This is a genomic window from Nonomuraea fuscirosea, assembly GCF_035917475.1.
In the GTDB taxonomy this organism is placed as follows: domain Bacteria; phylum Actinomycetota; class Actinomycetes; order Streptosporangiales; family Streptosporangiaceae; genus Nonomuraea; species Nonomuraea fuscirosea.
In genome coordinates, this window is sequence record NZ_CP109074.1 from 2627551 (window position 1) to 2646829 (window position 19279).

Below are 19279 nucleotides of genomic sequence, written 5' to 3' on the forward strand. Positions count from 1 at the left end.
CGTCCCGTTCTCGGGTGGTCCCTTCCCGGGCTTGGCCCAGAGCTTCAGAAAGGCCGTGTTCTTCGAGGGGCCGTTGTCTTTCGGGCGGCCGGCCCCATTCCCGGGGATTGTCCCCACTTACTCGGGCGGGTCTGTTCCTGGGGCTTGGGCCAGAAGTCCCGCGAAAGGTCGTCTTCTTCGGGGAGCCGTCGTCTTCGGGGCCGTTCCTTCCGGTGACCGTCCCTCATGGGCCTGTCCTCTTCCGGATGGCCGTCGCATTGCGGGGGAACGTCCCTTTTCCGGGCGGGCCGTTTCCGGTGGGTGGGTCTTTTGAGTGGCTTTGTCCAGAGGCTCCCCCGGGAGGTTGTCCCCGGGGGAGCCTTTGTTCCTGAGGTCAGGAGGGGACCTTGTCCAGGAAGCCGAGGACCTTGCGGATGCGGCCGTCTTCGGCCAGTTCGGCCACGTCGAAGCCGACGGCGACCGGCTCCCCGCCCTCCGGGCCCAGGTGCCAGGTGAAACGGGCGATGTGGTGGTGGGCGTCGTACACCTCGCCCGGGGAGAAGACCAGGCCGGGGAACATGCCCTGTGCGGCCTCGATCACCGCGGCGATGCCGGCGTGGCCGGTGACGTCCGCGAGGGGGTCGGTGTAGGTGGCGTCCTCGGTCCAGAGCTCGGCCACGGCCTTGGCCCGGGCCTCGGGGTCGGTCTGGTTCCAACAGTCGATGTAGCGGTCGATGAGGGTCATGGTGTGTCTCCCGTACTAGTTGGTGCGGCTCTTGCGCAGGCCGGTGATCTGGAGCTCGGCGAACCCGGCCACCACCAGGGCCTGGGCGATGGCCCAGACGGCGCCCACCGTGGTGAAGCCGGCCGCGCCGGTGACGACGGCCGCGACGCTGCCCAGGGTCCAGATGACGTTCGCGGCGATCACCGCCTTGGTGGCGGCGGGGCTGATCGCGCGGCGGCCGGCCACGAGGGCGACGGCGGCGCCGTACGCGAGCAGGAAGCCGCCGATCGCACGCAGCAGGCCGGCGTCCGGGCCGAGCAGGGTGCTCACCGGGTCGGCGAACGCGAGGTAGATCAGCCCGTTGCCGCCGGTGACGACGGCGTCGGCGGCCAGCGCGAGGCGCAGGAACTTCATCCGGTCGGTGGTGATGGGCACGGCGGTCATCTCGGGCTCCTTCGTCGGGCCTCAGTGCGAACACCTGAAGGTTGTCAGGGCGGGGGTAGGGGCCGCGATTACGCCTCAGGTAAGTGATGGTGTCGATGTATGGGTTGACCAGGGCAAAGGCGAGAATTATGACCGCTGTCACAGGGAAGGGAGGGCTGGGTGCGCTGCCGGGGCTTGCCGGGGTGTTGTTCGACGGTGCTTTCCGCCCGGCGGCCGGGGAGAATCGCCGCCGGTGGGGTTGAGCGGACCGGGTGCCGGGAGCGCTGGGCCGAGTGCGCCGGGTGGGCCGGGTGCTGGCGTAACGCGTGCCTGCCAGGTGACGGGGTGCGCTGGCTCGCCCGCCCCCGGGAGCGGGGTGGCCCGAGTGGCCGGGTGTGCTGGTCAAGCGTGCCTTGGTGGTGGGCGCTGGGTCTCGCGTGCTGTTGGGTGCTGGATGTGCTCCTGTCGGCCGTGTGCTGATGTGCTCACGCGTGCGTGGGTCCGGTGCGGTGCTGGTGTGGCGCGCGTCTGGCGAGGGGGGACGGGTGCTCAGCGTGCTGGGTGGCGGCTGTGCCCGTGTCGCACCTGGGTGGGGCGCTGGGAACGGAAGCGCCGGTATGCAGAGTGTCGGGTGCGCGTGCTGGAGTGCGGAGCGATGGAGTGTGGCGAGGTGCTGGGCTCGGAGCAAGCGCAACAGCAGCACACTGACCGCCGGCTGATGGTGTGATCGACGCTGGGGGTGCGGGGGTGCGGGGGTGGCGCAGTCGGTGAGGGTGCGCGATGGCGGGTGGGCGGACGACGGCCGCCACGGCGGTGGCCGTGGCGGCCGTGCTGGCGGCTCGGGATTACGTGGGGTGGGGTGCGGCTGGTGGGTTGGAGCTTCTGGGTGGGTCGGCTGGTCGGTCGAGGGCTTGGGGGTGGGTCAGCTGCCCAGGACTTCGCGGCGGAGGTGGGTTTTGAGGATTTTGCCGCCGGGGTTGCGGGGGAGTTCGGCGTCGCGGAACCAGAAGTGGGCGGGGATCTTGAACTTGGCGATGCGGCCCGTGAGGAAGGTCCGGAGTTCGTCCGGGGTGACCGAGGTGCCGGGGGCTGTGCGGATGACCGCTCCTACCTCCTCGCCCAGCTCGTCGTGTGGGACGCCGATCACGGCGGCGTCGTCCACCGCCGGGTGTTCGAAGAGGGCGGCCTCGACTTCGGCGCAGTAGACGTTCTCGCCGCCCCTGATCACCATGTCCTTGGCCCGGTCCACGATGTAGACGAAGCCCTCGTCGTCGATCTTGGCCAGGTCGCCGGTGTGCAGCCAGCCGCCGACGAAGGTCTGCGCGGTCGCCTCCGGCTTGTTCCAGTAGCCGAGGATGACGTTCGGGCCGCGGACGCAGAGCTCGCCGACCTCGCCGGGCGGCAGTTCGGCGCCCAGGGGGTCGACCACGCGCACGTCCACCACGGGGGAGGGGCGGCCGATGCTGTCGGGCCTGGCGTGGTAGTCGGCGCCGCCGTTGCCGATGGCCAGGGCGGTGGTCTCGGTCATGCCGTAGCCGTTGGAGGGGGCGCGGTCGGGGAGGTTCGTGGTGATGCGTTCCAGGAGCTTGGGCGGGGCGGGGGCGCCGCCGTAGCCGAGGGTGGTCAGGGACGACAGGTCGTACTTGCCGAAGTCGGGGTGGGACATGAGCTGCCAGGCGTTGGTGGGCACGCCGATCATCGCGGAGACCCGCTCGCGTTCGATGAGGCGCAGCGCCTGCTCGGGGTCCCACTTGTACATCAGGACCAGGCCGCCGCCGCTGAACATCGTGGTGGTCATGGCCGAGAAGCAGCCGGTGACGTGGAAGAGCGGGACGGTCAGCAGGGTGATCCTGCGCGTGCCCGCCGCCGCGGCGACGTCCTTGCCGGACAGGGCGACCGCGCGCATCAGCCCGTACGCGACCGTCATGGGGGACTGGCCGAGGTTGCGGTGGCTGCCCAGGGCGCCCTTGGGATGGCCGGTCGTGCCCGAGGTGTAGAAGATCGTGGCCGGGTCGTCGGGGAGGAGTTCGACGTCGGGGAGTTTCACGTCGGCGCTGACCTCTCCCAGGACGTCCTCGAACGTGCGCGCTCCCGCCGGCGCCTCGCCCCGGGTGACGATCAGCGGCACGCCCGTCGAGGCCAGCCTGAGCGCGCGCTCACCGTCCGCGATCAGCACCTTGGCGCCGGAGTCGCTCACGCCGTAGGCCAGCTCGGCCTCCGTCCACCAGGCGTTGAGCGGTACGGCGATGGCTCCCGCGGCCAGCACGGCCGAGAACGAGATCACCCACTCCGGATAGTTGCGCATCGCCACGGCCACCCGGTCGCCCTTGCCCACGCCGTACTCCTCGACCAGGCGGTTGGCCAGGGTGGCGGCGCGGCGGAAGTGGTCCTCGAACGTGATGTGCTCGTCCTCGTACACGAGGAAGACCTTCTCGCCGTGGAACCTGCTCATCTCCAGCAGCGCCCGGAAGTGCGCCGGCGCGTGCTTCCAGGTGCGTACGCCGGTGTCGCCGATCTCCTGCATCTCGAACAGCTGGCCGGGACCGGTGAGCTGAGCCTGGACCTGGACGTGCGAAAGAGACATACCGCAGAACTCCCGCAATGGACGATTATTCCGGATAATTCACAGTACCGACCGGTAGGTACGTGGCGCTAGACACACGTGTCGCGCTCATCCGGGCATGAAAGTTTCATAGCGAAGCCGATAGTTTCTGGGCGCCATCTGCTGCTTTGGCGCGGTGGTCAGTGCGCTGTTGACCGCTGAACGGCAGATCAATACCGTCGGCGATGCGGTCCGACTCAGACCGAAACTTTCGGAATCGAGTGCCTGCCTCCGGAGGTAGATGCCCGTGCATTCGTCCTCGCTCCCCAGAGTCCTCGCCTTGGTGGGGATGCTCGCCGCCTTCCTCCTGCCCGTCACGGCGGCCGAAGCGTCGGCGCCCCTGCGCACGCACGCCGCCGCGCGGGGCAAGTTCATCGGCGCGGCGCTCGCGACCAGTCCGCTGTCCGGTGAGAGCTCCTACCGCAACATCGCGGCCACCGAGTTCAGCCAGGTGACCGCCGAGAACGCGATGAAGTGGGACTCCACCGAGCCCAGCCAGGGCCAGTTCAACTTCTCCGGCGCCGACGCCATCGTCAACTTCGCCACGCAGAACGACCAGCAGGTCCACGGCCACACGCTGGTCTGGCACCAGCAGACGCCCGGCTGGGTGCAGGGCCTCGGCGCCAGTGCCATGCGCACGGCGATCCAGAACCACATCAGCGGGGTCGTCGGCCGCTACGCCGACAACCCGGCCGTGGTGTCCTGGGACGTGGTGAACGAGGTCTTCGACGACAACGGCAACATGCGCACCTCGTTCTGGTACAACACCCTGGGCCAGAGCTACATCGCCGACGCCTTCCGCGCCGCCCGCGCCGCCGACTCCAACGCCCGGCTGTGCATCAACGACTACAACGTCGAGGGCATCAACGCCAAGAGCACCGCGATGTACAACCTGGTCTCGTCGCTGCGCCAGCAGGGCGTCCCGGTGGACTGCGTGGGCTTCCAGGGCCACCTCGCGATCCAGTACGGCTTCCCGAACGACCTGCAGCAGAACCTGCAGCGCTTCGCCGACCTCGGCGTGCAGGTCCGGATCACCGAGCTGGACATCCGCATGCAGATGCCCAGGAACAGCAGCAAGGACAGCACGCAGGCCACCTACTACCGCAACGTGGTCAACGCCTGCAACGCGGTCACCGCCTGCGCCGGGGTGACGATCTGGGGCTTCACCGACAAGTACTCGTGGGTGCCGGACACGTTCTCCGGTGAGGGCGCCGCGCTGATCTACGACGAAAGCTACCAGCAGAAGCCCGCCTACACCGCCGTGCACGACGCGCTGGCGGGCGGCACCTCCACCGACACCACGCCGCCGAGCGCGCCGGGCACGCCGGCGTCGAGCAACGTCACCTCCAACTCGGCCACGCTGACGTGGGCCGCCTCGACCGACAGCGGCGGCAGCGGGCTGGCCGGGTACGACGTCTACCGCGAGCAGGGGACGACCGACACGCTGCTCGGGCGGAGCACCACCGCCTCGATCAACCTGACCGGGCTGACCCCGAGCACGGAGTACCAGGTCTACGTGCGGGCGCGGGACGGGGCCGGGAACGTCTCCGGCAACTCGGCGGCGGCCACGTTCACCACCACGACGGGCCCCGTCGGCGGCGCCTGCACGGCCACGCCGACCGTGCAGACGCAGTGGAACACCGGCTACGTCGTGCAGCCCGTGACGGTGACCAACGGCGGCTCGTCCGCGATCACCGGCTGGACCGTCACCTTCACCCTGCCATCGGGCCACACCCTGACCGGATCGTGGAACGCCGCCGTGACCGTCAGCGGCCAGAACGTGACGGCCAGGAACGCGAACTACAACGGCAACCTGGGTGCCGGGGCGAGCACCAGCTTCGGCTTCCAGGTCAGCCGGCCGAACGGCGACACGCAGACGCCCTCCAGCTACACCTGCGCATGAGCGGGGATCCCTCGGGGTGGGCCTGCCCGCCTGCCCGCCCGGCATGTGGTGACCACCCCGGGGGATCCTCTCGATCAATGAACGGCGGAATGGCGACGAACCGCAACAAGCCGGCGAGCCGCGGCGACGAACGGCCGGGGTCACGGGTCCAGGGTGATCCCCTCGCGGCGGAGGTCCTCCACGATGCCGTCCACCAGGCGGGTGGCGACCGTGTGGCGCAGGCGTCCCTCCTCGCGCAGCTCACGCACGGCCGGCACGGGATCGGGGTCGGCGAACAGCCGGTCGTCGGCGTAGTCCACCGGCCGTCCCGTCGGGTCGACGGTCCACCAGGACGCCTCCATCGCGATGCCGTTGGGATCGCTGAAGTAGATCGAGCGCAGGAAGCCGTGGTCGATGACGTCGGTGACCTCGCAGCCGTGCGCCTTGAGCCGGTCGCGCAGCCGGTTGAGCGCGTCCTCGTCCGGCAGGTGCAGCGCCAGGTGGTCGAACTGGGCCGCCTTCGCGTACGGGACGCCCGCCGGCTTGGCGAAACTGTCGAGGTCCTGGTCGGTGTACTCGAAGAAGGCGACGGTGTTGCCCGTGCCAACCTCGAAGAAGTAGTGCTTGAAGGCGGGGACGGCGAGGGTGGTGACGAGGCGGGCATCGAGCACGCCGTGCCAGAAGCGCACGGTCGCGTCCATGTCCGCGGTCACGAGGGCGAGATGGTGCACACCACGCCAGTGCACCGTTTCCGGGGTCGCAGCCATGCCCCAAACGTACGCCTTTCAACTACTCCCGGTAAGGGGCGCGGAAGGCATCTAAACCGTTTTAGCGGGCGCGGCGGTGCTGCCCCTGATGACGAGGCGGGGCGTGGCGGTCTTGACGTTCCTGCGGGTGCCGGGGTCGGCGATCACCTCCAGCAGGACCTCGGCCACCTGCCCGCCGAGCGCGAACGTGTCGCGCGACAGCGAGGTGATGGCCGGATGGGTCACCCGGGTCAGCACGGAGTCGTCGAAGGCCACGATGGACAGCTCGTCCGGCACGCGCACGCCCATCTCCATCGCCACGCCCAGCCCGGCCAGGGCCATCACGTCGCTGTCGTACACGATGGCGGTCGGCCGGGTGGCCCCGGCCGACGCTCTCGCCCGGCCGCGTGAGAGCAGCGTCCGCGTCGCCGCCGCGCCCTCGGCGTCGCTGAAGTCGGTGGGCAGGGACACCGCGCAGGTCAGGCCGAGCCGCCCGGCCGAGTCGCGCAGCGCGCGGATGCGCCGCTGGGTGTGCCGGAACCCGGGCAGGCCCGCGACGTGCCCGATCCGCCGGTGCCCGAGCGCGGCCAGGTAATCGACGACCGACAGCATCGCCTCCCTGTCGTCGGCCCACACGCTGGACAGCGGTCCGGGCCCGCCCGATCCGCCGAGCACCACGGCCGGCGCGCCCAGCTCCTCCAGCGCCGCCGGGCGCGGATCGCGGACCTGCGGGTCGACCAGGATGAACCCGTCCACCCGGTGCGCCGACGTCCACTCGCGGTAGACCTCGATCTCGGCCGCGGAGTCCTCGACGACGAGCAGGTGCATGGCCACCTGCTGGCGCGACAGCCGGGCCTGCAGCCCCGACAGGAGCTGGGCGAAGAACGGCTCCACGCCCAGCGTGCTGGCCGGCCGGGCGATGACCAGCCCGACGGCCTCCGCCCTGGCGCCGCCGAGCGCCCTGGCGGCGCTGTGGGGGCGCCAGTTCATCTCCCTGGCCGCCTCCAGGATGCGCGCCCTGGTCGCCTCGCTGACGCCGGGGCGGCCGTTCAGCGCGAACGACACCGCGCCCTTGGACACCCCCACCCGCCGGGCGATGTCGGCGATCGTCGGTCGGGCCAACGCGCGCTCCTCGGTCTCGTGGCCGGCTATTGACAGCGGAGTCTAGCCCGGTAATAGTCCGGCAACTAGAGCGGTTTAGTGCCCTAAGGAGAGCGCGATGCGAAGGTACTGGGCTGGACTGGCCTTACTGGTCGTCACGATCGCGGGCTGCGGGCTCGGCGGAGCCGCGGAGGAGGAACCCGCCCCGAGCGCGGGCGGCGCGGTGAAGGGCAAGGTGAGCCTGCAGACGTGGGCGCTGAAGCCGAAGTTCACCGACTACGTCCAGGGCGTCATCGACGGCTTCGAGAAGCGGTATCCGGGCACCGAGGTCGAATGGCTCGACCAGCCGGCCGAGGGCTACTCCGACAAGGTCCTCACCCAGGCGGCCGGCGGCACCCTGCCCGACGTGGTCAATCTGCCGCCCGACTTCGCCGTCCCGCTGATCAGGCAGGGCATCCTGCTGGACGTCGCCCAGGCCGATCAGAAGCTGGCCTCCGAGTACGTCCCCGGCGCCCTCGACGCCTACCGCTACCCGGGCGTCCAGGGCGCCTACGGCTACCCGTGGTACCTCAACACCGACGTCAACTACTGGAACACCGAGCTGCTCAAGAAGAACGGGCTCGACCCCGAGAAGGTGCCGGCGAGCCTGGACGAGCTCATCGCCCAGGCCAGGTCGCTCAAGGAGAAGTCGGGCGGCAAGGTCTTCCTGATGAGCCGCCGCCCCGAGCTGGGCGACCTGACGAACGCGGGTGTGCCCATCATGTCGCCCGACGGCACCCGCTTCACCTTCAACACCCCTGAGGCGGTGGCGCTGCTCGACAAGTACCGCGACGCGTTCAAGGAGGGGCTGCTGCCCCGCGACGTGCTCACCGACACCTACGCGGGCAACGCCAAGCTGTTCAACGAGGGCACGGTCGCCTGGACGACCGGCGGCGGCAACTACATCACGAGCCTGGCCACCGACAACCCGACCTTGGCGCCCAAGGTCGTGCCGTCGAAGGCGATGGGCACGCCGCCCCTCTACGTGCAGGGCCTGTCGATCTCCAAGGCGACGAAGAACGCGCCCGCCGCGCTCGCCCTGGCCCGCTGGGTGACCAGCGCCGAGAACCAGGCCGCGTTCGCCCATCTGGTGAACATCTTCCCCAGCACCGTCGCCTCGGCGAACGATCCGTTCTTCAGCAAGAGCGACGGCAGCAACTCGGGCGACGCCAAGGTGATCGCGTTCGAGTCGCTGGCCGAGGCGAAGGTGCTGGAGCCCGTCCAGGTCACCGAGGCGATGAAGAAGCTGGTCAGGCAGCAGTTCTCGCTGGCCGTCAGCGGCGAGGCGACGTCGCGGGAGGCGCTGGACGCCGCCGTGGCCAAGTGCGACGAGCTGCTGAAGAGCTGATGACCCATCACCGCTGGTTCACGCCGTGGGTGCTGGTGGCGCCCGCGGCGGTCTGGTTGTTCGTGTTCTCGGTGTGGCCGGCGATCAACACGGTGGTGCTGGCGTTCACCAACGCCAAGCCGCTGGGCGGCGGCCACTTCACCGGCCTGGCCAACTTCGAGCGCGCGCTGAGCGACGCCCAGCTCGTGGACGCACTGGTCAACAGCATCGTGTTCATGCTGGTCTGCCTGCCGCTGCTGACCATGCTGCCGCTGCTGATCGCGATCCTGGTGGAGAAGAAGCTGCCCGGCATCACGTTCTTCCGCACGGCCTTCTACACCCCCGTGGTGGCCTCGGCGGTGGTGGTTGCGCTGATCTGGGGCTGGCTGCTGGACGATCGCGGCCTGATCAACGGCCTGGCGCAGTGGCTGGGCGTGGTGACGACGCCGGTGCCGTTCCTGACCGAGCGGTGGCTGCTGCTGTTCAGCGCGATCAGCCTGACCGTCTGGAAGGGCCTCGGCTACTACATGATCATCTACCTGTCGGCGCTCGGGAACGTCCGGCGCGAGCTGCACGAGGCCGCCGCCGTGGACGGCGCGGGCCCGGTGCGCCGCTTCTGGAGCGTCACCGTGCCCGGCGTGCGCAACACGATGCTGCTGGTCTCGGTGCTCGTGTCGGTCTCGGCCCTGCGCGTGTTCTCCGAGCTGTACGTGCTCTCGAACGGCACCGGCGGCCCCGGTGGCCGGGACATGTCGCTGGTGATGCTCATCCAGCTCTACGGCCGCGGCTTCACCGGCCATCTCGGTTACGCCTCCGCGCTCAGCCTGCTGCTGCTCGTCGTCACGGTCGGGCCGATGCTGGCGTTGCTGCGGCTCAACAGGAAGGCGGCCTGACATCACCGGAGTCACCGCCCGCGAGAAGGCGCTGCGTTACGTCCTGCTCCTGCTCGTGCTGGTCATCACGGTCTCCCCGTTCCTGTGGCAGCTGTCCACCTCGCTCAAGAGCCTCCAGGAGGACATCTACACCGGCACGCCGAGCTTCTGGCCCGAACGGCCGACGCTGTCCAACTACGCCGAGGTCGCCGAGACCATCCCGGTCTGGTCCTACGCGGTCAACTCGCTGATCGTGGCCGCCATCGTGGTGGCGGGCAACGCCGCGGGGGCCACGCTCGCCGGGTTCGCCCTGGCCAAGCTCCGCTTCAGGGGCGTGAAGCTGCTGCTCGGGCTGTTCCTCGCGACGCTCGTGCTGCCCGTCGAGGTGACCATCATCTCCCAGTACGTCACCGTCCGCTCCCTCGGTCTGGCCGACACCCTCCTGGGGGTGGCGTTGCCCGGCGCGATCGGGATGCTTAACGTGCTGTTGATGCGTACCGCGTTTCAGGCGATTCCTCCCGAAATGGACGAAGCCGCGATCATCGACGGGGCGACGGCGTGGCAGCGGCTGCGTCACGTCGGCCTGCCGAACGTGCGTGGCATGCTCAGCGTGGTCACGATCTTCGCGTTCATCGGCGCATGGGACGACTTCCTGTGGCCGCTGATCGTCCTGACCGACCCCGACAACTACACACTCACCGTCGGCCTGCAGTATTTGAACGGCACGTTCAGCGCCAACCCGCGCCTGATCGCCGCGGGGACGATGATCTCGTTCCTGCCGATCGTGATCGTGTTCGCCGTGCTCCAGCGCTTCTTCTTCAAGGGCGTGGAGGAAGGCGCCATCAAAGGCTGATAAATCACCATCTGCGGAGAGGTTTTTCCTGATGCATGACGACCGTGCCCTGGTCGAAGCCCGTCTGAAGCGTGTCCTTGACGAGCGGATCCGCCCGGCGATCTATCCCGAGTCCGTACCGCTGGAGATCTCCGTGTGGCACGCGCCCGGCGAGCCCGTCCCGGTGGCGGAGGGTCTGGCCGCGACGCCCGGCCCGATCGCGGTCGGAGACCCGTGGGGCCCGCCGTGGAGCACGAGCTGGTTCACCGTGACCGGCACCGTGCCGCGGGAGTGGAGCGGGAAGATCGTGGAGGCGATCCTGGACCTGGGCTTCGACCCGGGGAAGGTCGGCTTCCAGTGTGAGGGCCTGGTCTACCGCCCCGACGGCACGCCGGTGAAGTCGCTCAACCCGCGCACGCCGTGGGTGCGGATCGGCTCTCCGGCCGGCGGTGGCGAGGAGGTGCGCCTGCACATCGAGGCCGCCTCCAACCCGGTCATCCTCGACTACCACCCCTTCCTGCCGACCCAACTGGGCGACAAGGAGACGGCCGGCTCCGACCCGCTCTACCGGCTGGGCCGGATGGAGCTGGCCGTCTTCGACAAGACGGTGTGGGAGCTGGTCATGGACCTGGAGGTGCTGGGCGAGCTCATGCTGGAGCTGCCCGCCGACAGCGGCCGGCGTCTCGAGATCCTGCGCGCGGTGAACCGGGCCCTGGACGCGGTCGACCTCCAGGACGTGGGCGGCAGCGCGGAGGCCGCCAGGGCCGAGCTGACCGGGGTGCTGTCGTCGCCCGCGGTGCCGTCCGCGCACCGGGTCACCGCCGTCGGGCACGCCCACATCGACTCGGCCTGGCTGTGGCCGCTGCGCGAGACCGTGCGCAAGGTGGCCCGCACCGCCTCCAACATGACCGCGCTGCTGGAGGACGAGCCCGACTTCGTCTTCGCCATGTCGCAGGCGCAGCAGTGGGCCTGGATCAAGGAGCACCGGCCCGAGGTGTGGGCGAAGGTGACCAAGGCGGTGGCGGCCGGGCGGTTCGTCCCGACGGGCGGCATGTGGGTGGAGTCCGACACGAACATGCCCGGCTCCGAGGCCATGGCCAGGCAGTTCGTGCACGGCAAGCGGTTCTTCATCGACGAGTTCGGGGTGGACAACGAGGAGGTGTGGCTGCCGGACACGTTCGGGTTCGCCGCCGGGCTGCCGCAGATCATCAAGGCGGCGGGGGCGAAACGGCTGCTCACGCAGAAGATCTCGTGGAGCCAGACGAACACGTTCCCGCACCACACGTTCCTGTGGGAGGGCATCGACGGCACCCGCGTCTTCACCCACTTCCCGCCGGTCGACTCCTACAACTGCTCGATGACCGGCCACGAGCTCGCGCACGCGGCGCGCAACTTCAAGGACAAGGGCGTGGCCCGCCGCTCCCTGGCCCCGACCGGGTACGGCGACGGCGGCGGCGGCACGACGCGGGAGATGGTGGCCAAGGCGGCCAGGGTCCGCGACCTGGAGGGCTCGCCCCAGGTCGAGTGGAACACGCCCGGCCACTTCTTCGCCGCGGCCGAGGCCGAGTATCCGAACCCGCCGGTGTGGGTCGGCGAGCTCTACCTGGAGCTGCACCGGGCCACGCTGACCAGCCAGGCCAAGACCAAGCAGGGCAACCGGCGCAGCGAGGCGCTGCTGCGCGAGGCCGAGCTGTGGGCGGCCACGGCGGCCGTGCGCGCCGGGGCCGAGTATCCCTACCAGGCGCTGGACCGGATCTGGAAGACGGTGCTGCTGCACCAGTTCCACGACATCCTGCCGGGGTCGTCGATCGCGTGGGTGCACCGGGAGGCGCGCAGGACGTACGAGCTGGTGGCGGAGGAGCTCAACGCGATCATCGACGGCGCCCAGCGGGCCCTGGCGGGCGATGCGTCCGGTGGCACCCTGGTCTTCAACGGCGCCCCGCACGCCCGCGCCGGCGTCCCGGCGGGCGGCGCCGCGCCGGCGGCCACCGGCGCGGGCACCCGGGCGGAGTCCCGCGAGGGCGGCGGCTACGTCCTGGCCGACGACCGGCTCCAGGTGGAGATCGACGGCCGCGGGCTGGTCGTCTCGGCCGTCGACCGCGGCAGCGGCAGGGAGACGGTCCCCCAGGGCCGTCCGGCCAACCTGCTGCAGCTCCACCCCGACTTCCCCAACAAGTGGGACGCCTGGGACGTGGACGAGTTCTACCGCAACACCGGCACCGACCTCACCGACGCCGACGAGGTGCGCCTCGACGGGGACGCGGTCGTGGTCAGGCGCTCGTTCGGCGACTCGTCGGTGACCCAGCGGCTCACGCTCGTCCAAGGGCGGCTGGAGATCGAGACGGAGGTCGACTGGCACGAGCGGGAGAAGTTCCTCAAGCTGGCCTTCCCGCTGGACGTGCGCGCCGACCGGTACGCCTCCGAGAGCCAGTTCGGCCACGTCTACCGCGCCACCCACACCAACACGAGCTGGGAGGCGGCCAAGTTCGAGGCGTGCAACCACCGCTTCGTGCACCTGGAGGAGCCCGGCTGGGGCGTGGCCCTGGTCAACGACTCCACCTACGGCCACGACGTCACCCGCGACGTGGACGAGACGGGCACGACGACGACGCTGCGCGCCTCGCTGCTGCGCGCCCCGCGCTTCCCCGACCCGGAGACCGACCAGGGCGTGCACCGCTTCCGTCACGCGCTCGTCCCCGGCGCGACGATCGGCGACGCGGTGCGTGAGGGCTGGTTCATCAACCAGCCCGAGCGCAGGGTGCCCGGCGGCGCCGAGGTCGCGCCGCTGGTCCGGATGGACGACGACGCCGTCGTGGTGAGCGCGGTCAAGCTGGCCGACGACGGGAGCGGCGACGTGGTCGTCCGCTTCCACGAGTCCACCGGCGGCCGCGCGGCCACCACGCTGCGGGCAGGCTTCCCCGTGGCGGAGGTCGTCACCACCGACCTGCTGGAGCGGCCGACCGGCGAGCCGCAGCGCCCCGGGGACGCCATCCCCGTGACACTGCGGCCGTTCGAGCTGGTCACGCTGCGGATCAAGCGCGCGTAGCACCCGCTACTCGCGTACGCTGCCCTCCGTGAGTCCGGCGCGCCAGAACCGCTGCGGCGCGCCGGACAGCACCACCATGAGCGGCACGATGATCACCGCGAAGAGGATCAGGAACGGGGCCGGGAACGCCGCCGCCGCACGCTTGCTCATCCGGCTCTCAACCCCTTGGTCCTGATCTGTTCCACGGTCCGTCTCTGTGCCGCCTCCAGCGCGTCGACCAGGGTGCTCCTGCCGCTGAGCGCGTCCTCGAAGCGGTCACTGAGGATCTTGACCGTGTCGTCCAACGTCGGCCACCACACCCAGCCCTTGGGCACCTGAGGGGAGCGGCGGGGTTCGCGGCGACGCACCGCGCCGTGCTGGACGCCGTACGCGAGGGTGGTCCCGACGCGGCCGAGACGGCCATGCGGGACCTGCTGGCGCAGGCCGGGCGGGACGAGGCCGCACTCTAGCCTCGGCCGCCGAAAGCCGCCGAAAGCCGCCGAGCAGGCTCAGCCGCTGAGCAGGGTGCCCAGGCGGGGTGCGTACGTGGCGTGGAAGACCAGCGACGCGGCGCCGATCGCGGCGGCGTCGGCCGCGATCGGCGAGGTCTCCACCCGGACCGGATGCAGCCGCCGGGCCAGCGACCGGCTCGACACCGCCCGCGCGATCACCTCGCGGTAGATCTCCCCGACCTCCCGCAGCGCGGGCCCGCCCAGCACGAGCAGGTCGATGTCCAGCAGGTTGACCACGCTGACGGCGGCGTCGGCCAGTCGTTCCGCCACCTGTTCGATCACCCGGAGGGCGGCCGGCTCGCCGCTCGCCGCCGCCGCGCAGATGGCGGCGTGGTCGTGCCGGCCGCCCATGGCCGCCTCGATGGCGCTCGGGCAGCACACGGCCTCCACGCAGCCCCGGTTGCCGCAGTAGCACCCGGGGCCCTGCGGGTCGACCGTCATGTGCCCGAACTCGGCCGCGTTCAGCGACCTGCCCCGGTAGACCTGGTTGTCCAGGAAGAGCCCGCCGCCGATGCCGGTGCCGAGGTAGAGGTAGGCGAAGCTGGGGGTGGAGCGGGCGATGCCGGCCCACCGCTCGCCGATCGCCGCCGCCGTGGCGTCGTTGTCGACGGTTACGGGGAAGCCGGTGTACTCGCGCAGCAGCGCCCTGATCGGCACCCGGTCCCAGTGCGCCAGCCGGGGCGGCGAGACCATCACGCCGTCCTCGTCCAGCGGCCCCGGGCAGGCCAGCCCCACCCCGAGCACCTTGCCGTCCGCCACCCCCGCCTCGCGCAGGATCCGGCGGGCCGCCCTGGCCATCTGCCTGACCACGCCGTCCGGCCTGGCGCCGGGACGGACCGGCAGGTGCAGCCGGGCGACCGGCCGCCCGGCCAGATCGGCCAGCACGCACGACAGCGCCTTCGGATCGAAGTGCACGCCCACGGCGTAGCCGGCCTCGGCCGACACCCGCAGGATGGTGGGCCTCTTGCCACCCCTCGACGGCGCGGAGCCGTCCTCGACGACCAGGCCCTCCTCCAGCAGTCTGCGCACGATGACGGAGACCGTCTGGGCGGTCAGCCCGGTCATCGCGGCGATGCGGACACGACTGATCCCGTCCGAGGCCTGGATCGTCTCCAGGACCACGGAACGGTTGTAGCTCCCCACCTTCGGCAGGTTTGTCCCCTGCTGCATGTGAGACATATCACCACAGAGTGTTGACTTAGTAAATCAAATAGATTTACGTTTCTCCGCAACCCGAAGGAAACACAGGGGAGCCCTGATGAGACCCAAGCTGGCCGGATCCCTCCTGCTTTTGACAGCGCTGACAGCAGCCGGTTGCGGAGGTGGCGGCGCCCCGGAGAGCTCCTCCGGCGCCAAGGAACTCGAAGTCCTCTACAAGGTCGAGCCGACGTGGCCGCATCTGGAGAAGATGCTCACCGACGCCAAGAAGCAGTACGAAGCCGCCCACCCCGGCGTCACCATCAAGCTGACCTCGGTGCAGGGCAACAACGAGGCCTACTACACCAAGCTGGCCCTGCTCAACCGCTCGCCCGACTCGGCGCCCGACGTCTACCTGCACGACACCTTCCAGGTCAACGCGGACGTCGCGGCCGGCAAGCTGGCCCCGCTGGACGAGTACCTGGCCAAGTGGCCCGACTGGAGCACCCAGTTCCCCGACTCGGTCAAGCAGGCCGCCAAGGGCGGCGACGGCAAGATCTACGGCGTGCCCATCAGTACGGACACCCGCGGCCTCTGGTACAACAAGGACGTCCTCACCAAGGCCGGCCTGCCGGTCCCGTGGGAGCCGAAGACGTGGAACGACGTCCTCACCGCCGCCCGCGCGATCAAGCAGAAGGTGCCGGACGCGATCCCGTTCACGATGTACTCCACGAAGATCCACGGCGAGGCGTCGACCATGCAGGGCTTCGAGATGCTCCTGTACGGCACCCAGGGCGGCACTCTCTACGACGACGCCCAGAAGAAGTGGGTGGCCGGCGGCAAGAACTTCACCGACGCCCTGACCTTCATCAACACGATCTACCGCGAGGAGCTCGGCCCCAAGCTGTCCGACGCGCACAACGCCAAGCTCGCCGACAAGATCAACTGGGAGTGGTTCCCCAAGGGCAAGCTGGGCATCGCCCTGGACGGCGCCTGGGCGTCGGGCGCCTGGAAGCCGACCAGCACCAAGCCGTGGCCCGAGTGGAAGGACAAGCTCGGCTGGACGCCCATGCCGACGCAGAACGGCGAGGAGCCCGGCGCGGTCAGCATGTCCGGCGGCTGGGTGATGGCGATGAGCTCGTACGCCAAGCTCAAGCAGGAGGCGTTCGACTTCATCTCGGTCGCCACCAACAAGGAGAACTCCCTGACGTACTCGGTGGGCTCGGGAGACCTGGCCCCGCGCAAGGACGTCGCGGCCGATCCGAAGTACAACGCCGACAACCCGAGCGTGAAGTTCTGGACCGACCTGGCGTCGGTGACGCACTACCGGCCCGCCTTCGAGGAATACCCGAAGGTGTCGGCGCAGGTCCAGGAGGCCATGGAGGCGGTCACGACCGGCGCCCAGACGCCTGAGGAGGCCACGGCGGCCTACGCCAAGGCGTTGCCCTCGGCCGTCGGCGGGCCCGACAAGGTCCTCGCCCGATGACGGTCGCCACCGCTCCCTCTCCGTCCGTGACGGGCTCGCCGGCCGGCGGCCCGTCGCGGCGGCGGCGGGTCCTGCGCTGGCTCCTCCCGCTGGGCCCGGCGCTGGTCCTGCTGGCGATCTTCCTCGCGGGTCCCATCCTGTGGAGCGTCTACATCGCCTTCACGAACGAGACCCTGACCGGTTCGGCCTCGGTGAACTCCCAGTTCGTCGGCGTGGCCAACTTCGTCAAGCTCTTCGGTGACCCGAACTTCATCAACTCCTTCCTGCTCACGTTCGTCTTCGTGATCGGCTCGGCGGTCATCGGCCAGAACACCCTGGGCCTGATCATCGCGCTGCTCATGCGCGGGCGGGGCCGGGTCACCCGCAGCGTCGTCAACGGCGTTGTCATCGCCGCCTGGGTGATGCCCGAGGTCGTGGCGGCGGCCTGCTGGTTCTCGTTCCTGGCCGAGGAGGGGACGCTCAACACCGTGCTCGGCGTCTCGCAGGAGTGGCTCTACACCGCCCCCATGCTCGCGGTCATCCTGGCCAACGTCTGGCGCGGCACGGCCTTCTCCATGCTGGTCTACTCGGCGGCCCTGTCGGAGGTGCCCGCGGACCTGGTGGAGGCCGCCGCGGTGGACGGGGCGAGCCCGGCCCGCCGGCTGCTGCACATCACGCTGCCGCTCATCCGCCGCTCCATCATGGCGAACCTGATGCTGATCACCCTGCAGACCCTGGCCAGCTTCGGCCTCATCTACGCCCTGACGGGCGGCGGGCCCGGCACGGCCAGCCAGACCACCCCGCTCTACATGTACGAGCAGGCGTTCCGCTACTTCGAGATCGGCTACGGCTCGGCCATCGCCCTGGTGATGCTGGTGATCGGCGCCCTGTTCTCGCTGGTCTACCTGCGGCTGATCAAAACGGAGGACGCGTGACGAGACTAGCCGCGAGGGGCGCGGCCAACCTGTCGCTCCTCGTCATCGCCCTGGCCTTCGTCGGCCCGTTCCTCTGGGTGGTGATCGCCTCCGTGCAGCCGGAGGCGACGCTGGCCGCCACGCCGACGCTCGCGTTCTCCCTGGACAACTTCACCGCGGTGCTGACCTGGGAGACGATCATCCTGCCGATGATCAACTCGGTGGTCATCTCCGGCTCCACGGCGATCCTGACCGTGCTGGTGGCGGGGCTGGCGGCATACCCGCTGTCGCGCTACCAGCTGCGTTACCGCCGCCACTTCATGCTGACCCTGCTGTTCACCACCGGCCTGCCGGTGACGGCGATCCTCGTCCCGGTCTACGCCATGTTCTTCCGGTTCAACCTCTACGGCTCGGTGCCGGCGATGGTGCTCTTCCTGACCGCCAGCTCGCTGCCGTTCTCGATCTGGATGATGAAGAACTTCATGGACGGCGTGCCGATCAGCCTGGAGGAGGCCGCCTGGGTGGACGGCGCCGGCTGGGTGCAGTCGCTGCGCTCGGTGGTGGGGCCGCTGATGGCCCCCGGGATCGCGGTGGTGGCCATCTTCGTGTTCGTCGGGCAGTGGGGCAACTTCTTCGCGCCGTTCGTGCTGCTCGACACGCCGGAGAAGCAGCCGGCCGCGGTCACGATCTACACCTTCTTCTCGCAGTACGGGCAGGTCGCCTACGGGCAGCTGGCCGCCTTCTCCATCCTCTACACGGCCCCGGCGGTGATCCTGTACGTGGCGGTCAACAAGTATCTGGCCGGCTCGTTCAACTTCGCCGGATCGGTGAAGGGGTAGGGGCCGCGGCTCACGCCGCCAGCTGAGCGCGCAGGGCCTCGGCGAACTCCGCCGGGCTGCGCAGATAGCCGACGTAGTCGCCGGGCAGCTCCACCGCCTCGCGGCCGAGCAGCCCGGCGACGGCCAGCGTGGCGCGGTGCATCAGCCTGCCCTTGGTCTCGGCCCCGTACGCCGGCACGACCGGAGCCGCGCGCAGCGCCTCCGCGTCGGGGACGTAGGCGGAGAAGGGACGCAGCTCGTAGCGGCAGCTCGTCTCCATGTTGACCGTCATCCGGCCCAGCATGTCGCGCACCCACTGCGGCAGCCCGGGGTCGGGCTCGGGCGGCGCGGTGACGCCGGTCTCCTCGCCGAGCTTGCGCATCGCCGGGCCGACGCCCTCCCGCTCGCACACCTCCACCGCCTCCCGCGTCAGCCGCCGCCAGCGGGCCGCGTCGGGCAGCAGGTCGAAGGCGGGCGGCTCGTGCGCCACCAGCCGCCGCACCGAGGACGGGCGGCGGGCCAGCAGGTCGAGCCCGATCAGGGCGCCCGAATGGGTGGCGAACACGTCCGCCGGGCCGGCGCCGGCCGCCTCCAGCAGGCGCAGCGCGTCGTCCGCGTGCTCCTCGATCCGCTGCTCGGCGGGCGGCCCGGCGAGCGGGCTGCGGACGGCGCCGCGCCGGTCATAGGTGATCACCGTGTGGCGCCCGGCGAGGATCTCGGCCATGGGCGCGGCCATCGCGGCGTCGGCGCCGCCGCCGAGGATCACGAGCAGCACCGGCCCTGAGCCGCGGACCTCGTAGTAGAGGCGCGCGCCCGGGACGTCGAGCATTCCGGAGTCCATGGTGCGCCAACTGTAGACGGGCGGGGACCGGCCGCCAACT

Annotated in this window: 17 protein-coding genes; 9 read left to right on the plus strand and 8 right to left on the minus strand. The window is 70.3% G+C overall.

Annotation, left to right across the window (positions count from 1 at the left end; genetic code table 11):
- Positions 1–373: 373 nt before the first annotated feature.
- From OIE67_RS11870 to OIE67_RS11880, 3 genes are all read right to left on the minus strand, one after another.
- A complete protein-coding gene (locus OIE67_RS11870; RefSeq protein WP_326639484.1) occupies positions 374–724 on the minus strand; it encodes a nuclear transport factor 2 family protein in 351 nt (116 codons plus the stop codon).
- A gap of 15 nt (positions 725–739) precedes the next feature.
- Positions 740–1147, minus strand: coding sequence for a hypothetical protein (locus tag OIE67_RS11875; RefSeq protein WP_326639486.1), 408 nt, complete (start codon positions 1145–1147; stop codon positions 740–742).
- A gap of 901 nt (positions 1148–2048) precedes the next feature.
- Complete coding sequence (locus OIE67_RS11880; RefSeq protein ID WP_326639487.1) at positions 2049–3710, minus strand: class I adenylate-forming enzyme family protein; 1662 nt, start codon at positions 3708–3710, stop codon at positions 2049–2051.
- 307 nt (positions 3711–4017) lie between these two features.
- On the opposite strand from OIE67_RS11880, the gene OIE67_RS11885 reads away from it, so the two are divergent.
- Positions 4018–5631 (plus strand): endo-1,4-beta-xylanase, encoded by a 1614-nt coding sequence (locus OIE67_RS11885; protein WP_326645317.1) that lies wholly within the window; start codon positions 4018–4020, stop codon positions 5629–5631.
- 140 nt (positions 5632–5771) lie between these two features.
- Here the strand turns inward: OIE67_RS11885 and OIE67_RS11890 are convergent, their stop codons facing one another.
- Positions 5772–6377, minus strand: a complete 606-nt coding sequence (locus OIE67_RS11890) for a VOC family protein (protein ID WP_326639489.1) — start codon at positions 6375–6377, stop codon at positions 5772–5774.
- 51 nt (positions 6378–6428) lie between these two features.
- Positions 6429–7478: a LacI family DNA-binding transcriptional regulator gene (locus OIE67_RS11895; RefSeq protein ID WP_326639491.1), complete on the minus strand. Its 1050-nt coding sequence runs from the start codon at positions 7476–7478 to the stop codon at positions 6429–6431.
- Positions 7479–7575: 97 nt separating this feature from the next.
- Between OIE67_RS11895 and OIE67_RS11900 the strand changes: the two genes are divergently transcribed.
- Genes OIE67_RS11900 through OIE67_RS11915 form a run of 4 tightly spaced genes read left to right on the plus strand, consistent with a single transcriptional unit; the run spans position 7576 to position 13573 of the window.
- Positions 7576–8844 (plus strand): ABC transporter substrate-binding protein, encoded by a 1269-nt coding sequence (locus OIE67_RS11900; protein WP_326639493.1) that lies wholly within the window; start codon positions 7576–7578, stop codon positions 8842–8844.
- Positions 8844–9716 carry a carbohydrate ABC transporter permease gene (locus tag OIE67_RS11905; protein WP_326639496.1) on the plus strand — a complete coding sequence of 291 codons (873 nt, stop codon included), beginning with the start codon at positions 8844–8846 and terminating at the stop codon, positions 9714–9716. Before OIE67_RS11900 ends, OIE67_RS11905 begins: the two co-directional genes overlap by 1 nt.
- Before the next feature lie 55 nt (positions 9717–9771).
- Positions 9772–10548 carry a carbohydrate ABC transporter permease gene (locus OIE67_RS11910; protein WP_326639498.1) on the plus strand — a complete coding sequence of 259 codons (777 nt, stop codon included), beginning with the start codon at positions 9772–9774 and terminating at the stop codon, positions 10546–10548.
- Positions 10549–10579: 31 nt separating this feature from the next.
- Positions 10580–13573: an alpha-mannosidase gene (locus OIE67_RS11915; RefSeq protein ID WP_326639500.1), complete on the plus strand. Its 2994-nt coding sequence runs from the start codon at positions 10580–10582 to the stop codon at positions 13571–13573.
- Positions 13574–13579: 6 nt separating this feature from the next.
- Here OIE67_RS11915 and OIE67_RS11920 read toward each other — a convergent pair whose 3' ends face one another.
- A complete protein-coding gene (locus OIE67_RS11920; RefSeq protein WP_326639502.1) occupies positions 13580–13723 on the minus strand; it encodes a hypothetical protein in 144 nt (47 codons plus the stop codon).
- Positions 13724–13767: 44 nt separating this feature from the next.
- On the opposite strand from OIE67_RS11920, the gene OIE67_RS11925 reads away from it, so the two are divergent.
- A complete protein-coding gene (locus OIE67_RS11925) occupies positions 13768–14022 on the plus strand; it encodes an FCD domain-containing protein (RefSeq protein ID WP_326645319.1) in 255 nt (84 codons plus the stop codon).
- Positions 14023–14061: 39 nt separating this feature from the next.
- Here the strand turns inward: OIE67_RS11925 and OIE67_RS11930 are convergent, their stop codons facing one another.
- Positions 14062–15234: an ROK family transcriptional regulator gene (locus OIE67_RS11930; RefSeq protein ID WP_326639504.1), complete on the minus strand. Its 1173-nt coding sequence runs from the start codon at positions 15232–15234 to the stop codon at positions 14062–14064.
- Between the two features lie 88 nt (positions 15235–15322).
- Here OIE67_RS11930 and OIE67_RS11935 point away from each other — a divergent pair, with 88 nt between their 5' ends.
- From OIE67_RS11935 to OIE67_RS11945, 3 genes are read left to right on the plus strand one after another with little or no spacing between them, the layout of a single operon-like run.
- Positions 15323–16687, plus strand: a complete 1365-nt coding sequence (locus OIE67_RS11935; RefSeq protein WP_326639505.1) for an extracellular solute-binding protein — start codon at positions 15323–15325, stop codon at positions 16685–16687.
- Positions 16684–17601, plus strand: a complete 918-nt coding sequence (locus OIE67_RS11940) for a carbohydrate ABC transporter permease (RefSeq protein ID WP_326639508.1) — start codon at positions 16684–16686, stop codon at positions 17599–17601. The genes OIE67_RS11935 and OIE67_RS11940 overlap by 4 nt, the downstream gene beginning before the upstream one ends.
- On the plus strand, positions 17598–18419 hold the full coding sequence (locus OIE67_RS11945) for a carbohydrate ABC transporter permease (RefSeq protein WP_326639509.1): 822 nt from the start codon (positions 17598–17600) through the stop codon (positions 18417–18419). Before OIE67_RS11940 ends, OIE67_RS11945 begins: the two co-directional genes overlap by 4 nt.
- A 10-nt stretch (positions 18420–18429) precedes the next feature.
- On the opposite strand, the gene OIE67_RS11950 is transcribed toward OIE67_RS11945, so the two are convergent.
- The gene (locus OIE67_RS11950) at positions 18430–19239 is read right to left on the minus strand and encodes an alpha/beta fold hydrolase (protein WP_326639510.1); all 810 of its coding nucleotides are present in this window, start codon (positions 19237–19239) and stop codon (positions 18430–18432) included.
- Positions 19240–19279 lie beyond the last annotated feature (40 nt).

Bases quoted from the DNA above. Each gene is read 5' to 3' on its own strand.
- OIE67_RS11935 (WP_326639505.1), top strand. From the start codon at position 15,323: ATGAGACCCAAGCTGGCCGGATCCCTCCTGCTTTTGACAGCGCTGACA.
- OIE67_RS11920 (WP_326639502.1), bottom strand. From the start codon at position 13,723: ATGAGCAAGCGTGCGGCGGCGGCGTTCCCGGCCCCGTTCCTGATCCTC.
- OIE67_RS11905 (WP_326639496.1), top strand. From the start codon at position 8,844: ATGACCCATCACCGCTGGTTCACGCCGTGGGTGCTGGTGGCGCCCGCG.
- OIE67_RS11915 (WP_326639500.1), top strand. From the start codon at position 10,580: ATGCATGACGACCGTGCCCTGGTCGAAGCCCGTCTGAAGCGTGTCCTT.
- OIE67_RS11875 (WP_326639486.1), bottom strand. From the start codon at position 1,147: ATGACCGCCGTGCCCATCACCACCGACCGGATGAAGTTCCTGCGCCTC.
- OIE67_RS11870 (WP_326639484.1), bottom strand. From the start codon at position 724: ATGACCCTCATCGACCGCTACATCGACTGTTGGAACCAGACCGACCCC.
- OIE67_RS11900 (WP_326639493.1), top strand. From the start codon at position 7,576: ATGCGAAGGTACTGGGCTGGACTGGCCTTACTGGTCGTCACGATCGCG.
- OIE67_RS11880 (WP_326639487.1), bottom strand. From the start codon at position 3,710: ATGTCTCTTTCGCACGTCCAGGTCCAGGCTCAGCTCACCGGTCCCGGC.
- OIE67_RS11890 (WP_326639489.1), bottom strand. From the start codon at position 6,377: ATGGCTGCGACCCCGGAAACGGTGCACTGGCGTGGTGTGCACCATCTC.
- OIE67_RS11940 (WP_326639508.1), top strand. From the start codon at position 16,684: ATGACGGTCGCCACCGCTCCCTCTCCGTCCGTGACGGGCTCGCCGGCC.
- OIE67_RS11885 (WP_326645317.1), top strand. From the start codon at position 4,018: ATGCTCGCCGCCTTCCTCCTGCCCGTCACGGCGGCCGAAGCGTCGGCG.
- OIE67_RS11950 (WP_326639510.1), bottom strand. From the start codon at position 19,239: ATGGACTCCGGAATGCTCGACGTCCCGGGCGCGCGCCTCTACTACGAG.
- OIE67_RS11930 (WP_326639504.1), bottom strand. From the start codon at position 15,234: ATGCAGCAGGGGACAAACCTGCCGAAGGTGGGGAGCTACAACCGTTCC.